Raw genomic sequence first — 18330 nt, forward strand, 5'->3', positions numbered from 1 at the left:
TCCTTTGTCCATGGGCGCCCGCGCCCCGCGCGGCGCATCGTGATCGGCACCTCGTCCCGAGCCGGGCACCAGCCCGCGTAAGGAGTGCAACGTGCCGCCCACCGCCCCGTCAGAGGAGTCCCAGCACCCCAGCCGCAGGGCCGTCGTCGCCGCGGGCACCGCCACGGGCGTGAGCCTGACGCTCGGCCTCACCGGCGCCGCCACCGCGCAGGGCACCGACGCGCAGGACCCGACCGCCGTGCTCCGCTCCCCAGGCCTCGACGTCCGCGTGGCCACCGGCTTCCCGGCCGTCGTCTCCTACACCGACCGCGCCCGCGGTGCCGTCCTGCACGGCACACCCGACCCGGTCACCACGGTCCTGATCGACGGCGCCCCGCACACCCCGAAGGTGACGTCGGACATCGGCGGGGACCGCGCCGACTACCGGCTCACCTTCTCCGGCGCCACCACCATCGACGTACGCATCACCGTCGAAGGACACCGCGTCGACTGGCGCGTCACCCGCATCCGTGACACCGCCGCCCTGCGCGTCGGCACCCTCCAGATCCCCGGCCTCGCCCTGCTCTCCGTCCGCAGCGACCAACCCGGCGCCGCGCTCCTCGCCGCGAGGATCCAGCTCGACAAGGCGCAGAGCGGCGACACCCTCGTCACACCGAAGCCCGACAGCCCCGCCGAGGCGCCGACCGGCTGCGCCTACGCCGTGCTCGCGCACGACACGCTCGGCGGCGCCGTCGAGACCAACACCGTCCACGACAAGCCGACCGGCGGCACGACCTGGGAGAACGGCCGCCTGTGGCGCGAGACCGTCGTGCGGGACACCGAGGGCCGCACGGAGGCCCGCCTCGCACCCGGCCAGTGGACGCACCGCGCAGCCACCGCCCCCGTCGACGCCACCGAACCCCTCCCGTACGCCACCGTCGTCATCACCGGGGACCGCAACGGCGACGGCCGCGTCGACTGGCAGGACGCCGCCATCGCCTTCCGGGACATCGCCGTCACCCCGCGCGGCGCCGACGGCCAGCACCTGCGGGTCGTCCCGCACATCCCCTTCAACTTCGCCTCGCAGGCGACCAACCCGTTCCTGGCGACCCTCGACAACGTCAAGCGGATCTCGCTCGCCACCGACGGCCTGCGCCAGTACACGCTCCTCAAGGGCTACCAGTCCGAGGGCCACGACTCCGCCCACCCCGACTACGCCGGGAACTACAACACGCGCGCGGGCGGCCTCCCCGACCTCAACACCCTGGTCCGCGAAGGCGCCACCTGGAACAGCGACTTCGGCGTCCACGTCAACGCCACCGAGTCCTACCCCGTCGCCCACGCCTTCTCCGAGACCCTCGTCGACAAGACGGACAAGCAATGGGACTGGCTCGACCAGAGCTACCGCATCGACCAGCGCCGCGACCTCGTCTCCGGCGACATCGTCAAGCGCTTCGCCGCATTGCGCCGCGACACCGAGCCCGCCCTCAACACCCTCTACATCGACGTGTTCCGAGAATCCGGCTGGACCTCCGACCGTCTCCAGCGCACCTTCCGCGACCAGGGCTGGAACGTCACCACCGAATGGGGCCACGGCTTCGAGAGGTCGTCGCTGTGGTCGCACTGGGCGACAGAGACGGACTACGGCCCCGACACCAGCCGCGGCATCAACTCGCGCCTCATCCGCTTCATCCGCCACCACCAGAAGGACGTCTTCGCCGACAAATGGCCGACCCTGCTCGGCGTCGCCCGGATGGGCAACTTCGAGGGCTGGACGGGAAAGACGGACTGGACGACGTTCTACCGCCTGATCTGGACCCACGCGCTCCCCGCCAAATACCTGCAGGCCCGGCCCATCAAGACGTGGAACGAGCACGAGATCACGTTCTTCGGCGACGAACGGACCGCCGTGAGCGACGAGACGGGCGCCCGCCGCATCACCACCGACGGCCGCCTCGTCTACGACGCCGGAACCTACCTGCTGCCCTGGGAACCGGCGAAAGCGGGCGACCCGGCCAAGCTGTACCACTACAACCCCGGCGGCGGCACCAGCACATGGCTGCTCCCGCGCGCCTGGACGCGATCGTCCCGCGTCGCCGTGTACCGCCTCACCGACCAGGGCCGCGTCTTCCACTCCTGGCTCCCCGTGGCCGACGGCAAGGTGACGCTCACCGCCGACGCCGACCAGCCCTACGTGGTGTACCGCCGCCGCACCGACCCCACCCGCGACCCCGCCTGGGGCGAAGGCACGCCGCTGCACGACCCGGGGTTCCACGCGGGGTCGCTGAAGGGCTGGCAGGTGACGGGCCCGGCGTCGGTGGAGCGCAGCGCCCTCGGCGACTACGAACTCGTCATCGCGCCCGGCGCCGCCGCGACCGTCGCACAGCGCCTCACCCGGCTCGCCCCCGGCACCTACGCCGCGTCCGTCCAGGTCGAGGTGGGCGCCACGGCGGGGGAGCGGCGCCGGGCCACCCTCGAAGTGCGCACGGCCGACGGTGTGACCGCCGCCAACTGGACGGACACCTCGACCGCCGGCAACCACGTCGCCGCCGACCGCAAGCACGGCACGCGCTTCCAGCGGATGTTCGTGCACTTCACCGTCCCGCAGAGCGGCGGCGCCACGACGCTCGCGCTGCGCGCCGCCGCCGGGGCGGCGCGGGTGCGCTTCGACAACGTCCGCGTGGTCGAGGCCGAACGCCCGGCCTCGCGGCCCGGTGTTCTCGTCTCCGAGGACTTCGAACACGTCCCGCAAGGCTGGGGGCCCTTCGTCAAGGGCGACGCGGGCGGCTCCACCGACCCGCGCACCCACATCGCCCAGCGGCACGCGCCCTTCACCCAGCGCGGCTGGAACGGCAAGACCATCGACGACGTCATCGACGGCACGCAGTCCCTCAAGTCCCGGGGCGAGAACGAGGGGCTCGTCTACCGCACGGTCCCGCACACGGCCCGCTTCCTGCCTGGGCGGCGCTACCGGGTGCGGCTGCGGTACGAGTGTGAACTCGCCGGCCAGTACGCCTGGATCACCGGGGTCGACGGGCCCGGCGCCCCGGAGTTGATCCGGCGGGAGCTGGGGGTGGCGGTGACGCCCGGCACGCTGGAGTACGAGGTGGCTGCGCCGGCGGAGGGGGAGATGTGGGTGGGGTTGCGCAAGGTGGGGGAGCACGGGACGGCGGAGTTCGTGCTTGACGGGTTCGAGGTGAGCGAACTCGATGTGACCTAGGCGCTGGGCCATCGGCGGGTGCGACGTGCGTCGTGGCTGGTCGCGCAGTTCCCCGCGCCCCTGAAATGCGCACTGCGTGCGCCATTTCAGGGGCGCGGTCGCCCGTCAACGGTCACTCGGCAGACGCGGGTGCGCGCAGCAGGGCCCTCGGTGGGCCCGCCCCCTCCAGCTCCAGTACCCAGACCTCGTTCGTACCCGCCCGCAGCACCGGTCCCGGTACGTACAGGCCCCGTTGCGGTCCCACCCCCCAATACCGCCCGACGCAGAATCCGTTCACCCACACGAAGCCCCGCGTCCACCCCCCGCCGAGTTCGAGCACCGCGTCCCCCGCGCCCGAGGCCACCTCGAACGCGCCCCGGTGCAGGCCCCGGCCCGCGTCACCCGGCGCACCCGCCGCCAGCGCGGCGACCGACTCGGGTGTGAACCGGTCCAGGCGGAGACCGCGCGCGCGGACGCCGTGCAGGAACTGCCGCTCGTGCAGCAGGCCCCCGGTGACGCCCTTGCGCTCACCCGTGCGCGGGCCGTAGTTGACGCGGCCCAGGGACTCGACCCACAGCTCCACGCGCGCGTGCCCGGCGACCGGTTCGGGGAGTTCCGGCTCCTCCTCCGTCAACACCCCGGCCCGCTTCCCGTCGACGTACACGACGGCGATGTCCCGCAACCCGTCCGCCCGGAGGGGGTACGGCTGCCGGGGCCCCGGCACGGTCACCGCGTACCGGACGAGGCCCCGGTCCACGTCGAGGTCCTCGAACGACGGCGGCACCGCATGTTCGGACTCGGGTCCGCCCAGCGCCGCGAGCACGTCCGCAAGCGGCGTGAACGCCTCCAACCCGGCCGTCACCGGCGCCGCGAGCACCGCCGGCGGCGCCGGAACCTCCGGCAGCTCCCCCTCCGCGTACGCGCCGAGCACCTCGCGGAACAGCCAGAACTTCTCGGTGGGGCGCCCGAACTCGTCGACGGGGGCGTCGTAGTCGTAGGAGGTGACGTCCGGCTGGAGCGGGCCGTCGTGCAGCGCACCGCCCCGGTTCGCCCCGGCCCAGCCGCCGAAACTCGTCCCGCCGTGCGCCATGTACAGGTTGACGGACGCCCCGCACTCCAGGATCTCGCGCAGCGCCCGCGCCGCGTCCGCCGGATCCCGTACGACGTGCTCGGCGCCCCAGTGGTCGAACCAGCCGCACCAGAACTCCATGCACATCAGCGGGCCCGTCGGACGGTGCCGGCGCAGCGTCTCGAAGGCTTCGCGCGCGTGCGAGCCGAAATTCGCCGTGGCGAGGATGCCCGGGACGGAGCCGCCCGTCAGCATGTGGTCCTCGGGCCCGTCCGAGGTGAACAGCGGCACGCTCACCCCGAGATCGAGCAGCAGATCGGCGAGGGCCCGCAGATAACGCGCGTCGGAGCCGTAGCTGCCGTACTCGTTCTCCACCTGCACCATGATCACCGGGCCGCCCCGGTCGATCTGCCGCTCCACGATGTGCGGCATGAGCACCCGGAACCAGCGCTCGACCGACGACAGGAACCCGGGGTCGCGGGTGCGGACGCGCGCACCCAGGGGGCCCGTCACCCAGTGCGGGAGGCCGCCGTTCTCCCACTCGGCGCACATGTAGGGGCCCGGCCGCACGATCACCCACAGGCCCGCCTCGCGCGCCGCGTCCAGGAAGCGGCCCACCGCCGCCGCGTCCCGCACCTCGCCCGCGCGCGGCTCGTGCAGGTTCCAGGGCACGTACGTCTCGACGCAGTTCAGACCCATCGCCCGCAGCATCCGCAGCCGGTGCCCCCACTGCTCCTCGTGCACCCGGAAGTAGTGCAGGGCGCCCGAGAGCAGCCGCACCGGACGGCCGTCCACCTCGAAATCGTCCCCGCCCACCCTGAACTCGGCCATGACGTGCCCCTTCGTGCCAGGTGGGCGCCTCACCCACCGCCCGCCACTGTCACCTCTGGCGGCCGACGGGGTCCATGGACAAAGATCGGCTGGTGTTGGACGCGAGCCACGGGAGCCCCGGCAGAAACACCGCGGGGAAGAGCACACCCGCACAAAACGCCACGGGAGGGGACACATGTCCACGTACCACACCTGGATGCGGTACTTCACACCCAGCCCCGTCCACCACCGCCTCGGCCTGGTCTGCCTCGGCGTCGGCCTCCAGCACGGACTGCTGCCCGCCGTCGGCCCCCGCACCCTCGACCACCACGTCGCCGTCGTCGTCACCGCGGGCAGCGGCTGGATCGAACTGCCCGACGGCGACCGCGCCCCCGTCACCGCCCCCGCCCTCCTCTGGCTCACCCCGGGCACCTCCCACCACTACGGCGCCGACCCGCACACCGGCTGGGACGAGTGCTTCGTCGACTTCACCGGACCCGCCACCACCACCTACACCGAACTCGGCTACATCGACGCCGACCGGCCCCTCGTACCGCTCTCCGAGGCCGCCCCCGCCCGCGCCGTCGTCGGCCGCATCGCCCGCGCCGCCCGCCGCGGCAACCCCCTCCTGGAGGTCGAGACCGGCGCCGCCGTCCACGAACTCCTCGTCACCCTGCGCCGCGCCCGCGCCGACATGGCCCCCGACGGCGACCCCGTCCTCCAGGCCCTCGCCCGCGACGCCTTCCGGCCGCTGTCCGTCGCCGAACACGCCGCCCGGCACGGCATGACCCCCGCCGAACTGCGCACCGCCGTACGCCGAGGCGCCGGATGCAGCCCCAAGGACTACCTCCTCGGCATCCGCCTCGGCCGCGCCAAAGAACTCCTCGCCGCCACCGAACTGCCCGTCTCCGCCGTCGCCCGCCGCGTCGGCTACGACGACCCCGCCTACTTCTCCCGCCTCTTCACCCGCCGCGTCGGCACCGCACCCGTCCGCTTCCGCGAACAGCAGGGCCGCACCGTCCCCGGCGGCTGGTCCGACCGCATCCCCGACCCTGACGACCCACCCATGCTCCACGTAGGCTGACCTGTCATGACTTCCGTTACGTCCGCATCACAGCCGCCCGTCGACCCGGCCGTCCGCGCCGAGCTCGACCGCCTCCGCGACAGCATCGACAACATCGACGCGGCCGTCGTCCACATGCTCGCCGAACGCTTCAAATGCACCCAGCAGGTCGGCCACCTCAAGGCCCAGCACGCGCTGCCCCCGGCCGACCCGGCCCGCGAGTCCCGCCAGATCGAACGGCTGCGCCAGCTCGCCGAGAACGCCAAACTCGACCCGGCCTTCGCCGAGAAGTTCCTCAACTTCATCATCAGCGAGGTCATCCGCCACCACGAACAGATCGCCGAGGACAGCAAGCGCTGACCGGGGCCGCCCTGTCCCCGCGCCCGAGCCGTACGGCAGCATGAGCCCATGCCCGTACTGACACGCGACGAAGCGCAGACCCGAGCCCGGCAGATCGACGTCCAGCGGTACACCGTCGACCTCGACCTCACCCGCGGCAGCGACACCTTCGACTCCCGCACCGTGATCCGCTTCACCGCCCACACCCCGGGCGACACCTTCGTCGAACTCAAGCCCGCCGAGCTGCGCTCCGTCACCCTCGACGGACAGGCCCTCGACCCGGCCGCCCTGGACGGCAACCGGCTGCCGCTCACCGGCCTCACCGAGGGCCCGCACGAACTGCGCGTCGACACCGCCATGCGCTACTCGCACACCGGCGAGGGCATGCACCGCTTCACCGACCCCACCGACGGGGAGACGTACGTCTACACCCAGCTCTTCATGGAGGACGTCCAGCGCGTCTTCGCCGCCTTCGACCAGCCCGACCTGAAGGCAGTCTTCGACCTCACCGTCACCGCGCCCGACGGCTGGAGCGTCCTCGCGAACTCCGTCACCGAGCACCTGGGGGAGGGGAAGTGGCGCGCCGCCACCACCCCCCTCCTCTCCACCTACCTGATCGCTGTCGCCGCGGGCCCCTGGCACTCCGTCCGCACCGAACACCGCGGCCTGCCCTTCGGCCTGCACTGCCGCCGCTCCCTCGCGCCCCACCTCGACGCCGACGCCGACGAGATCCTCGACGTCACGCGCGCGTGCTTCGACCGCTACCACGAGAAGTTCGCCGAGCCCTACCCCTTCGACTCCTACGACCAGGCGTTCGTCCCCGAGTTCAACGCCGGCGCCATGGAGAACCCCGGCCTCGTCACCTTCCGCGACGAGTTCGTCTACCGCTCCGCCGTCACCGACACCGAACGCCAGACCCGCGCCATGGTCATCTCCCACGAGATGGCCCACATGTGGTTCGGCGACCTCGTCACCCTCCAGTGGTGGGACGACATCTGGCTCAACGAGTCCTTCGCCGAGTACATGGGCTACCAGACCCTCACCGAAGCCACCCGCTTCACCGACACCTGGGTCGACTTCGGCGTCGCCCGCAAAACCTGGGGCTACGACGCCGACCAGCGCCCCTCCACCCACCCCGTCGCCCCCGAAGCCGTCCCCGACACGGCCTCCGCCCTCCTCAACTTCGACGGCATCTCCTACGCCAAGGGCGCCAGCGCCCTGCGCCAACTCGTCACCTGGCTCGGCGAGAAGGACTTCCTGGCCGGCATCAACACCCACTTCACCCGCCACAAGTTCGCCAACGCCACCCTCGCCGACTTCATCGACTCCCTCGCCACGGCCTCCGGCCCCGACCGGGACGTCCACGCCTGGGCGTCGGCGTGGCTCTCCACCACCGGCGTGGACACACTGACCGTGTCCTGCGCGGACGCCGCCTCCGCCCACGACACGGCGCCCGACGCAGGCGCCTCCGGCGCCACCCCGCCGCCGCGGCAGGGCCCCGCCACGAGCGACACCGGCACCTGGACCCTCGCCCTCGACCGCGCCGGCACCCGCCCCCACCGCGTCGCCGTCGGCCTCTACGACCGCGACCCCGCCGACGGACGCCGCTTCACCCTGCGCGAGCGCGTGGCCCTCGACGTACCGGGGGAGACCCGGACCTTCCCCGGACCCCGGCCCGCGCTGATCGTCCCCAACGACCAGGACCTCACCTACGCCAAGGTCCGCCTCGACCCCGCCTCCGAGGAAGCCGCCCTGCGCGGCCTCTCCGGCGTCCCCGACCCCCTCACCCGGGCCGTCCTGTGGAACACCCTCCGCGACATGGTCCGCGACGGCGACCTCGAACCCGCCGCCTACCTGGAGACCGCCGCCGCGCACCTCCCCGAGGAGACCGACCTCGCCCTCGTCCAGGGCGTCCTCGCCTTCGCCCGCACCGAGATCGCCGACCGCTACAGCACCCCCGCCGAACGCCCCGCCGCACTCACCCTCCTCACCACCCTCGGCGAGGACCTCCTGCGCCGCACCGACGACGGCACCGACCCCGGCCTGCGCCTCACCGCCGTACGCCACCTCATCGGCTCCGCCCAGCACGCCGACACCCTCCGCGACTGGCTCGACGCGAACACCGTCCCCGGCGGACCCGACCTCGACCCCGAACTACGGTGGCGCATCCTCGGCCGGCTCAGCGTCCTCGGCGCCATCGACGACGCCGTCATCGAGGCCGAACTCGCCCACGACCCCAGCGCCACAGGACAGGAAGGCGCCGCCCGCTGCCACGCCGCCCTGCCCGACCCGCAGGCCAAGGAAGCCGCCTGGACCGCCCTGTTCACCACCGACCCCGCCCAGGAACTCTCCAACTACCTGTTCACCGCCACCGCCCAGGGCTTCTGGCAACCCGAACAGGCCGACCTGCTGCGCCGCTACGTCCCCCGCTACTTCGACGACGCCACCGCCCTCGCCGCCCGCCGCGGCCCCGCCATCGCCGAAGCCGCGGGCCGCCACGCCTTCCCCGCCCACGCCGTCGACGAGGACACCCTCCGCCTCGGCGAGCAGTGCCTCACCGAAAGCGCCCCCACCCCGGCCCTGCGCCGCAAACTCGTCGACCAGCTCGACGACCTCGCCCGCGCCCTCAAGGTCCGCGCACCCCGCAACCCCTGAACACCCCGCAACCCGGAAACACCCCGCAACCCCTGAGCACCCCGTAATCCCTGAACACCCCGCAACCCCTGCCCCAGCCGTACCCAAACGCCCTATACACCACCAACACCCGTCACCCGTACACGAGTACCCCTTTCGGGTTGCCCTCCTTCCATTCGGTAAAGGCACCCTTACCTGAGGTCCAAGACTGGTGCGGCGCGGCTCACCCTGCCGCGCCCACCCCACCCGTCACCGGACCGAAGGACACGCATGAGCAGCACCCCGCCCCTCGCCGGAGGAACCCAGGGACCCGCCGCACTGCGGCCGCTGCTCGACACCGTCCTCGACGCACTCCACGAAGGCGCCGTCCGCCGCGACGGCCCCCTCCCCGCCGGCGGACCCGACGCCGTCGCCGCCCTGCTCCGCGCCCACGCGGGACCCTTACTCCCCGAACACGGCACCGGCGACCAGGACGCCCTGCGCACCCTCGTCAGTGCCCTCACCGAAGGCGCCGCCGACCCCGCCGACCCCCTGTGCGCCGCCCATCTGCACTGCCCGCCGCTCGCCGTCGCCGCAGCCGCCGACCTCGCCGCGAGCGCCCTCAACCCCTCCATGGACTCCTGGGACCAGGCCCCCGCCGCCTCCGCCCTCGAAGACCTCGTCACCGGCGTCCTCGCCCGCGAGGTCTACGGCACGAGCGACACCGCGCGGACCGCCGACGCCCTCGTCACCACCGGCGGCACCGAGGCCAACCAGCTCGCCGTCCTCCTCGCCCGCGAGACGAACCACCACCCCGAACCCGTCCAGCTCCTCGTCGGCGCCAACGCCCACCACAGCCTCCCCCGCGCCACCTGGCTCTACGGCCTCCCCCGCGCCCTCACCGTGCCCGCGCCCACCGGCACCCTCGACCCCGCCGCCCTCGACGAGGCCCTCACCGACCTCCCCGGCCCCACACTCGTCGCCGCCACCGCGGGCACCACCGACGCCGGCCTCATCGACCCCCTCCCCGAGATCGCCGACGTCTGCGAACGCCATGGCGCCCGCCTCCACATCGACGCCGCCTACGGCGCGGGCCTCCTCTTCAGCGCCCGCCACCGCACCCTCCTCAGCGGCCTGGAGCGCGCCCACACCACCACCCTCGACCTGCACAAACTCGGCTGGCAGCCGGTCGCCGCAGGACTCCTCGCCGTCCGCGACGCCGCCGACGTCGCCGCCCTCACCTACCAGGCCGACTACCTCAACGCCGACGACGACACCGAAGCCGGCCTGCCCGACCTCCTCGGCCGCTCCCTGCGCACCACCCGCCGCCCCGACATCCTCAAGATCGCCGTCACCCTCAAAGCGCTCGGCCGCACCGGACTCGGCGCCCTCACCGACCAGGTCATCGCCCTCGCCCACCACCTGGCCGCACTCATCGACGTACACCCCGGCTTCGACCTCTACGACACCCCGACCCTCTCCACCGTCCTCTTCCGCCCCCACGACGCCGACGCCGACACCATCGCCGCCATCCGCCGCGCCCTCCTCACCGAGGGCCGCGCCGTCCTCGGCCGCGCCCGCACCGCCGACGGCACCCTCTGGCTCAAGGCCACCCTCCTCAACCCCCACACCGACCCCGGCGACCTGTCGGCCCTCCTGAAACTGGTAGAGGGCCACATCCCCCGCTGACCCGACCCACGTCCGACGCCCTGCCCCCACCCCCCTGAAGATCCACATCCCGCGCTCCCCCCGCCCCCGGTGGAAGGACACACCCCCCGATGAACGCCGTGCCAGCCGAACGCCCCTCCGACTCGCCCCGCGACCTCGTCGGCATCGGCATCGGGCCCTTCAACCTCTCCCTCGCCGCCCTCGCCCACCCCCTCGCCGCCCTCGACACCGTCTTCTACGACCAGCGCCCCGCCTTCCACTGGCACCCCGGCCTCCTCATCGACGGCGCCACCCTCCAGGTCCCCTTCCTCGCCGACCTCGTCACCCTCGCCGACCCCACCAGCCCCTGGACCTTCCTCAACTACCTGCGCAGCCGCGGCCGCCTCTTCCCCTTCTACTTCGCTGAGCGGTTCCACATCCAGCGCGCCGAGTATGACGCCTACTGCCGCTGGGTCAGCGAGAACCTCCCCGCGCTGCGCTTCTCCCACCAGGTCGACGCCGTCCGCTGGAACCCCGAACGCGCCGCCTTCGAGGTCGACCACACCCAGCTCGACGCCGACGGCGAGGCCGAAGCCCTGGGACGCACGTACACCCGCAACATCGCCCTCGGCGTCGGCACCGAACCCCACATCCCCGAACCCCTCAAGCCCCTCGCCCTCGAACCCACCGTGCCCGTCCTGCACAGCGCCGACTACCTCACCCACCGCGAAAGCCTCCTCGCCGCCGAGCACGTCACCGTCATCGGCTCAGGACAGTCCGGCGCCGAGATCTTCCTCGACCTGCTCCGCGCCCGCCCCGCCGGCCGCGAGAAGATCCACTGGCTCGCCCGCACCGAGGCGTTCGCACCCATGGAGTACTCCAAGCTCGGCCTCGAACACTTCACCCCCGACTACACCCGCTACTTCCACCACCTCCCCGAGGCCGAACGCGACCACCTCGTCCCCGCCCAATGGCAACTCCACAAGGGCATCGACGCCGACACCATCGCCGCCATCCACGAAGAGCTCTACCGCCGCACCCTGCACGGCGGCTGGCCCGACGCCACCCTCACCCCCGGCGTCAGTGTCCGCACCGCGGGCCGCGTCGGCGCCGCCAAGGTCGAACTCCACCTCGAACACCGCCGCCAGGGCACCCGCTCACGCCTCACCACCGACGCCGTCGTCCTCGCCACCGGCTACCGCGAACGCCCCCTCGACCAGCTCCTCGCCGGCCTCGACCCCTACCTCCGCCGCGACAAGTCGGAGCGCCCCCGCATCGACGAACAGTTCCGCCTCGTCCTCGACGACACCGTCAAGGGCACCGTCTACGTACAGAACGCCGAACGCCACACCCACGGCGTCGGCGCCCCCGACCTCGGCCTCGCCGCCTGGCGCAGCGCCACCATCCTCAACACCCTGACGAGGAACGAGCCCTACCCGCAGCCCCGCCGCACCGCCTTCACCACCTTCGGCCTCACCCCACACGAAAGCCGCGCCCCCCGGCCCGGACACCAGGCAGGAGAGCGCGGCCCCCTCATCGAACTGCACAGCTAGCAGGGCTCCGGGTTAGAACACCGGCGTCCCGTCCCGCGTCAGCCTCCAGTCCACCGACGCGAAGTCCGCCGGGTCCAGGACGCCCTTCGCCGTCACCCACTCCGCGATCCGCGTCCGGATCTCCGTCGACTCCGACCACAGCTCCTGCGCCGACGCCACATGCGGGAACGCGCCACCACCGTTCGCCCGGTAGTTGTTCACCGCGAACACGAACTGCGCCGCGTCGTCCAGATCCGCACCCGCGAACTTCAGGTTCTTGATCCGCGACCCCGCCGGCTGCGCGATGTCGATGTCGTACGTCACGCCCGACACGTAGTCGTAGTTGTAGTCGGGCCGGTTCTCCGCGTTCGTCAGCTTCTCGACGTCCACCGGCGCCCCCGCCGCCGTCCGCACGAAGTACTGCGCCGAGAACTCCAGGTACGCCCGCACCTGCGCCCCCGTCAGCAACTTCGCGACCAGCGTGTTGTCGTACACGTACAGGCTCGACAGATCGCGGATCGTCACGTCACCGGCCGGGATCTCCGACGTACGGGAGAACGGCGACGCCTGCGAAAGCACCGGCAGCGACGCGTACTGCGTCGACTTCAGCGCCTCCGTCACCACATCCGCCTGCACCTTGTTGATCAGGTCGATGATCGGGGCGTCCTTGTACCGGGCGTCCACCGTCGTCAGCGTCGTCGTCGCCTGCCCGACCACCTGGTTCACATACTTCACGACCAGCGCGTGCTCGTCCGCGAGCAGCTTGGTGATCTTCGGGTCGTCCTTCACAGACGCCGAGTTCAGCAACTTCGACCGCACCGACTCGACCGACCAGCGGCCCTTCTCCCACACCAGATCGAAGTCGAACAGCGCGAGCCGCTCCGCGTAGCACAGCGGCTCCGCCAGCACGACGGACCTGCCCGTCTTCTCGTTCTTCACGACCTGCTGCTCGATCTCGACGTGCGCGTGCCCGACGAGGACCGCGTCGATCCCCGGCACCTTCGCCGCCATCGTCGCCGCCGCGTTCTCCACGTACGGCAACTGATCGCCCCACGACGACGTGCCCGACGCCCCCGAGTGCACCGACACGACCACCACGTCCGCGCCCATCGACCGCAGCTTCGGCACCCACAGCGCGGCCTGCTCCTCGATCCCCGGGAACTTCAGCTTGCCCTGTACGTACGCCTTGTCCCAGATCGCGATGCCCGGGTTCGTCAGCCCCAGGACCGCCACCTTCACGTCCCGCCCGTGCGGCGTCCGCAACTTCTTGATCACGTACGGGCGGAACGCCGGCTTCTCCGTCTTCGCGTCCACCGCGTTCGCCCCGAGCAGCGGGAACCTCAGCTGCGACTCGAACTTGCGCAGCGTGTCGATGCCGTAGTTGAACTCGTGGTTGCCGAGCGCCGCCGCGTCGTACCCGATCTCGTTCATCGCCTGCGCCATCGGGTGCACAGGACCGTTCTTCGCGGTGATCGGCTCCACCCGCGCGAAGTAGTACGTCAGCGGCGTGCCCTGGATCGTGTCACCCGCGTCGATCAGGAGCGTGTTGCCGCGCCCCTTCTCCTCCCGCACCTGCTTGACCAGCGTCGATATCCGCGAAAGACCCTGCGCGTTACCGGCCGCGTCCGTGTACTCGGCGTCCTTGTAGTAGTCCCAGTTGAAGACGTGACCGTGCAGGTCCGTCGTGCCCATGACGGTGAAGGAGTACCGCTTGCCCTTCGGCTTCTGCGGGTGGTGCGGGTGGTGGTGCGAGGACGCCTCCGCGGCGGGCGCGGCCACGGCACCCGTCAGCGCCACCCCCACACCCGTCGCGGCGGACTGTCCCAGAAACCTTCTGCGGTTCAACGGCATCTCTGTACTCCTTGAAGGGCACCACGGATCAACGCATCTGCAGCGACGCGCCTGTAACGCGCGTAGATGCTGGATTCTGGCTCAGAACACACCCCCCGCAACACCCCCCACAGGTTGCGATCCGATGACCGGAGGCTGACCGGACCAGGGCAGCGGTGCGACAGTGAGGCGCATGACCACCACACCCCCAGAGCCCTCCGCACCCCTCCCGTACGGCACCCCCGACACACCCCGCATCACCGTCCGCGGCGAAGCCCACCTCGAAGCCGACCCCGAACTCGCCCGCATCCGCGTCACCGTCCAGGCCCGCTCCACCGACCGCCGCACCACCCTCGACGACCTCACCCACCGCAACACCACCGCCCTCGACCTCATCAAGTCCTACGGCCAAGCCGTCGACAAGATCGAGACCAGCACCCTCTCCCTCGCCCCCGAACTCACCAAACACGGCCGCGGCGAACGCGTCCGCTCCTACCAGGGCCGCACCACCCTCACCGCCGAACTCACCGACTTCACCGCACTCGGCGAACTCACCACCCGCCTCGCCGACCTCGACCTCACCCGCGTCGACGGCCCCGAATGGCTCCTGCGCCGCACCTCACCCGTCCACGCCCAGGCCAGGAACCAGGCCGTCCACGAAGCCGTCCGACGCGCCCGCGAATATGCCGACGCCCTCTCCACCACCGTCGCCGCCCTGCTCGAACTCTCCGACACCGGCAAGGACACCTACACCTGGATGCACCACGAACAGACCCGCGGCTTCACAGGCCCCGACGACGAACCCGCCCCCGCCCTCGACCTAGAACCCCAGCGCCAGCACGTCCAGGCCACCGTCGACGCCGTCTTCACCCTCCACCCCCCGACCCTCTGAACCCCTTCATGTGCTCATCAGAGCGCCGCCGCGCGCATATTCAAAACTTGGCGGTGTTTGTCAATAGCCCTTTACGCAAAGGTTGTTGAGTAGTCGCCCCTGGCCAATTCTCTACCCGTCGGTAAGCCCTAGGCTCGAACCATGCGCCGAGCGAAAATCGTCTGCACCCTGGGCCCCGCGACCGACTCGTACGAGCAGATCAAGGCACTCGTCGAAGCCGGCATGGACGTGGCCCGCCTCAACCTCAGCCACGGCAGCTACGCCGAGCACGAGGAGCGCTACCAGCGCGTGCGAAAGGCCGCCGAGGAAACCGGCCGCAGCGTCGGCATCCTCGCCGACCTTCAAGGCCCGAAGATCCGCCTCGGCCGCTTCCGCGAAGGCCCCGTACTTCTTGAACGCGGCGACGAGTTCACCATCACCGTCGAGGACGGCGTCGAAGGCGACCGGCAGCGCTGCGGCACCACCTACAGCGGCCTCGCCGAAGACGTCACCCCCGGCGAACGCATCCTCGTCGACGACGGCAAGGTCAGCCTCCAGGTCACCGGCGTCGACGGACCCCGCGTCCACACCGAGGTCGTCGAAGGCGGCATGGTCTCCGACCACAAGGGCCTCAACCTCCCCGGCGTCGCCGTCTCCGTCCCCGCGCTCAGCGAGAAGGACCGCGACGACCTCCGCTGGGCCCTGCGCACCGGCGCCGACGTCATCGCCCTCTCCTTCGTGCGCAGCGGACGCGACATCGAGGACGTCCACCGCATCATGGACGAGGAAGGCCGCCGCCTCCCCGTCATCGCCAAGGTCGAGAAGCCCCAGGCCGTCGACGCCATCGACGACATCGTCGCCGCGTTCGACGGCATCATGGTCGCCCGCGGCGACCTCGGCGTCGAAATGCCCCTCGAACAGGTCCCGATCGTCCAGAAGCGCGCCATCAAGCTCGCCAAGCGCAACGCCAAGCCGGTCATCGTCGCGACCCAGATGCTCGACTCCATGATCGACAACTCGCGTCCGACCCGCGCCGAGGCAAGCGACGTCGCCAACGCGGTCATCGACGGCACCGACGCGGTCATGCTCTCCGGCGAGACCAGCGTCGGAAAGTACGCCATCGAGACGGTCCGCACGATGTCCCGCATCGTCGAAGCGGCCGAGGAAGACATCCTCGCCAAGGGCCTCCCGCCGCTCACCGAACGCAACAAGCCCCGTACCCAGGCCGGCGCCGTCGCCCGCGCGGCAGCCGACATGGGCGACTTCCTCGGCGCCAAGTTCCTCGTCGCCTTCACCCAGTCCGGAGACACGGTCCGCCGCCTCTCCCGCTACCGCTCGCCGATCCCGCTTCTGGCCTTCACGCCGGACACGGCGACGCGGTCGCAGCTCAACCTCACGTGGGGCGTCGAGACGTTCCTCGGGCCGCACGTCGAATCCACCGACGCGATGGTCGCGCAGGTCGACGAGATGCTGCTCAAGATCGGGCGGTGCGAGCGCGGTGACATGGTGGTGATCACGGCGGGCTCCCCGCCCGGGGTGGCCGGTTCGACGAACCTGGTGCGGGTCCATCACATCGGGGAGGACGACTCGCCCAAGTAGGCGCCGGGTCAGTATTTCGGGCCTACGTGGAGGTCCATGAGAGCGACGGAGGCTTTTCGGGCGACCGAGATATTGAACAAGTTGCCGCCCCGGGCCAGCGAACTCCACTCGACGCCGAGCGCGTCGAGTGTGTCCGTGTACAGCTTCCGGATGTCGTCGGACTTGTTGGTGAAGAAGTACCGAGGGTATTCGTAGCGCTTCCGAACGCCGCAGACCGTCTTCTCGGTCCAGTTCGTGATCCGGCACCCGTCGGAGTGGATCAGTCCCCGGACGAACTCCCAGGGGTGGGCGTCGACAAGCTCTTGTTGCCAGGACGCGAGGGCAATCTCGCGGCTGTGCTTCTTGCCAGGGCCGTGTTGGGGAAAGAGGCAAGGCCAGTGGTTGCTGTAGCAGGTCACGTTCTGGCAGCCCTGCCGTTGCACGCGGAACACTTTGTTGGCAGGCCGCACGGCTTGCATCGCTTCGGCGCAGGCTTCGATCAGGCCGGGCCAATCGTTGGCGCAGGTGACGCGGAGGAAGTAGGTGCCGCGCCGGAGGTGGCTGATACGCGCCGGAGGTGGCTGATACAGCCATCGCCAAGATAAAGGCCGAGCAGGTAGGTGTAGGCGACGGGGTCGGAGGGTGTCTGGGGCGTTTCCTGGCAGCGCGGACACGAGGCGGCACGGTTCCATCCGAGCGGTTCGATCCGGGCCTGCCAGGACCGGATTGCCGCACGGGAGATGCCGGTCTCCCGACTCACCGAATTCAGGCTGCGCCCCTGTGCCACCAGCGCCAGCGCCCGCTTGCGTGTGCCCATCTCGTACATGTGAGCACCGTGCGCCACCGGGCCGCGTGACACGCAGCAAAAAGCGGATGTTCACCGGTACGTGAGCATCCGCTTCAGGGCTACCTTGGAATTCAAGGAAAAGTGCCCCAGGTGGGATTCGAACCCACACTGTCCGCTGTTTGAGAGCGGCCTCTCTAACCAGTTGGAGTACTGGGGCCTTGCAAAGAAAGGGTACTGAGTACCCCCACGGCGCACCACCTTACCGCAGCTAGGTAGGCTCTTGTCAGCAGTACCCCCGCCCTGCATAACCAAGGAGCGCCCCCGTGACCGCCCCCGAGTCGCCCCAGCCCGTAGACGACGCCGACGACGACAAGTCGCACGTCCCGCCGCTGACGACCCGTGTCGTCATCGCCGAGGACGAGGCCCTGATCCGCCTCGACCTCAAAGAGATGCTCGAGGAAGAGGGCTACTCCGTCGTGGGCGAGGCCGGTGACGGCGAGCAGGCCGTCGAGCTGGCCCGCGAGCACAAGCCCGACCTCGTGATCCTGGACGTGAAGATGCCGAAGATGGACGGCATCAGCGCGGCCGAGAAGATCGCGGGGGAGTCGATCGCCCCGGTGCTGATGCTGACCGCGTTCTCGCAGCGCGACCTCGTCGAGCGGGCGCGGGACGCGGGCGCGATGGCGTACCTGGTGAAGCCGTTCAGCAAGAGCGATGTGGTCCCGGCGATCGAGATGGCTGTGTCCCGCTTCACGGAGTTGAAGACGCTGGAGAAGGAGGTCGCGGACCTCACTCAGCGTCTGGAGACGCGGAAGCTGGTGGACCGGGCGAAGTCGGTGCTGCAGACGCAGTACGGGCTGACGGAGCCGGCGGCGTTCCGCTGGATCCAGAAGACGTCGATGGACCGCAGGCTGTCGATGCAGCAGGTCGCGGAGGCGGTCATCCAGGACGCCGAGGAGAAGAAGGCGTCGAAGGGCTGAGGCCCAGAGCACTACGCAGCGCTGAGGCCCGCG

Annotated in this window: 11 protein-coding genes, 1 tRNA gene and 1 pseudogene; 9 read left to right on the top strand and 4 right to left on the bottom strand. The window is 70.9% G+C overall.

All coding sequences use genetic code 11. The features are described from left to right. The first annotated feature begins 91 nt into the window (after positions 1 to 91). A complete protein-coding gene (locus C1N81_RS32930; protein WP_394434953.1) occupies positions 92 to 3199 on the top strand; it encodes an endo-alpha-N-acetylgalactosaminidase family protein in 3108 nt (1035 codons plus the stop codon). Between the two features lie 112 nt (positions 3200 to 3311). Here the strand turns inward: C1N81_RS32930 and C1N81_RS32935 are convergent, their stop codons facing one another. Beyond that, entirely contained in the window at positions 3312 to 5078 is a 1767-nt protein-coding gene (locus C1N81_RS32935; RefSeq protein ID WP_394434954.1) for a glycoside hydrolase family 35 protein, read from the bottom strand. Between the two features lie 175 nt (positions 5079 to 5253). Between C1N81_RS32935 and C1N81_RS32940 the strand changes: the two genes are divergently transcribed. From C1N81_RS32940 to C1N81_RS32960, 5 genes are all read left to right on the top strand, one after another. After that, complete coding sequence (locus C1N81_RS32940) at positions 5254 to 6141, top strand: helix-turn-helix domain-containing protein (RefSeq protein ID WP_394434955.1); 888 nt, start codon at positions 5254 to 5256, stop codon at positions 6139 to 6141. 6 nt (positions 6142 to 6147) lie between these two features. Next, on the top strand, positions 6148 to 6480 hold the full coding sequence (locus tag C1N81_RS32945) for a chorismate mutase (RefSeq protein ID WP_394434956.1): 333 nt from the start codon (positions 6148 to 6150) through the stop codon (positions 6478 to 6480). A 48-nt stretch (positions 6481 to 6528) separates the two neighbouring features. Then, entirely contained in the window at positions 6529 to 9114 is a 2586-nt protein-coding gene (gene pepN, locus C1N81_RS32950; protein ID WP_394434957.1) for an aminopeptidase N, read from the top strand. Positions 9115 to 9363: 249 nt separating this feature from the next. Next, positions 9364 to 10761, top strand: coding sequence for a pyridoxal phosphate-dependent decarboxylase family protein (locus C1N81_RS32955; protein WP_394434958.1), 1398 nt, complete (start codon positions 9364 to 9366; stop codon positions 10759 to 10761). A gap of 89 nt (positions 10762 to 10850) precedes the next feature. Then, positions 10851 to 12272 (top strand): lysine N(6)-hydroxylase/L-ornithine N(5)-oxygenase family protein, encoded by a 1422-nt coding sequence (locus tag C1N81_RS32960; RefSeq protein WP_394434959.1) that lies wholly within the window; start codon positions 10851 to 10853, stop codon positions 12270 to 12272. A 12-nt stretch (positions 12273 to 12284) separates the two neighbouring features. Here C1N81_RS32960 and C1N81_RS32965 read toward each other — a convergent pair whose 3' ends face one another. Next, positions 12285 to 14102, bottom strand: a complete 1818-nt coding sequence (locus C1N81_RS32965; protein ID WP_394434960.1) for a bifunctional metallophosphatase/5'-nucleotidase — start codon at positions 14100 to 14102, stop codon at positions 12285 to 12287. Positions 14103 to 14274: 172 nt separating this feature from the next. Between C1N81_RS32965 and C1N81_RS32970 the strand changes: the two genes are divergently transcribed. Together C1N81_RS32970 and pyk are read left to right on the top strand one after the other, a co-directional pair. Next, positions 14275 to 14973, top strand: a complete 699-nt coding sequence (locus C1N81_RS32970) for an SIMPL domain-containing protein (RefSeq protein WP_394434961.1) — start codon at positions 14275 to 14277, stop codon at positions 14971 to 14973. Positions 14974 to 15114: 141 nt separating this feature from the next. Continuing rightward, positions 15115 to 16551, top strand: a complete 1437-nt coding sequence (gene pyk, locus C1N81_RS32975; protein WP_394434962.1) for a pyruvate kinase — start codon at positions 15115 to 15117, stop codon at positions 16549 to 16551. An 8-nt stretch (positions 16552 to 16559) separates the two neighbouring features. Here the strand turns inward: pyk and C1N81_RS32980 are convergent. Then, a pseudogene (locus tag C1N81_RS32980) lies at positions 16560 to 17356 on the bottom strand (transcriptional regulator). Positions 17357 to 17459: 103 nt separating this feature from the next. Next, positions 17460 to 17534, bottom strand: a tRNA-Leu gene (locus C1N81_RS32985). 106 nt (positions 17535 to 17640) lie between these two features. Here C1N81_RS32985 and C1N81_RS32990 point away from each other — a divergent pair. Further along, positions 17641 to 18297 (top strand): ANTAR domain-containing response regulator, encoded by a 657-nt coding sequence (locus C1N81_RS32990; protein ID WP_394434963.1) that lies wholly within the window; start codon positions 17641 to 17643, stop codon positions 18295 to 18297. Positions 18298 to 18330: the final 33 nt, after the last annotated feature.

The organism is Streptomyces sp. SGAir0957, assembly GCF_043523415.1.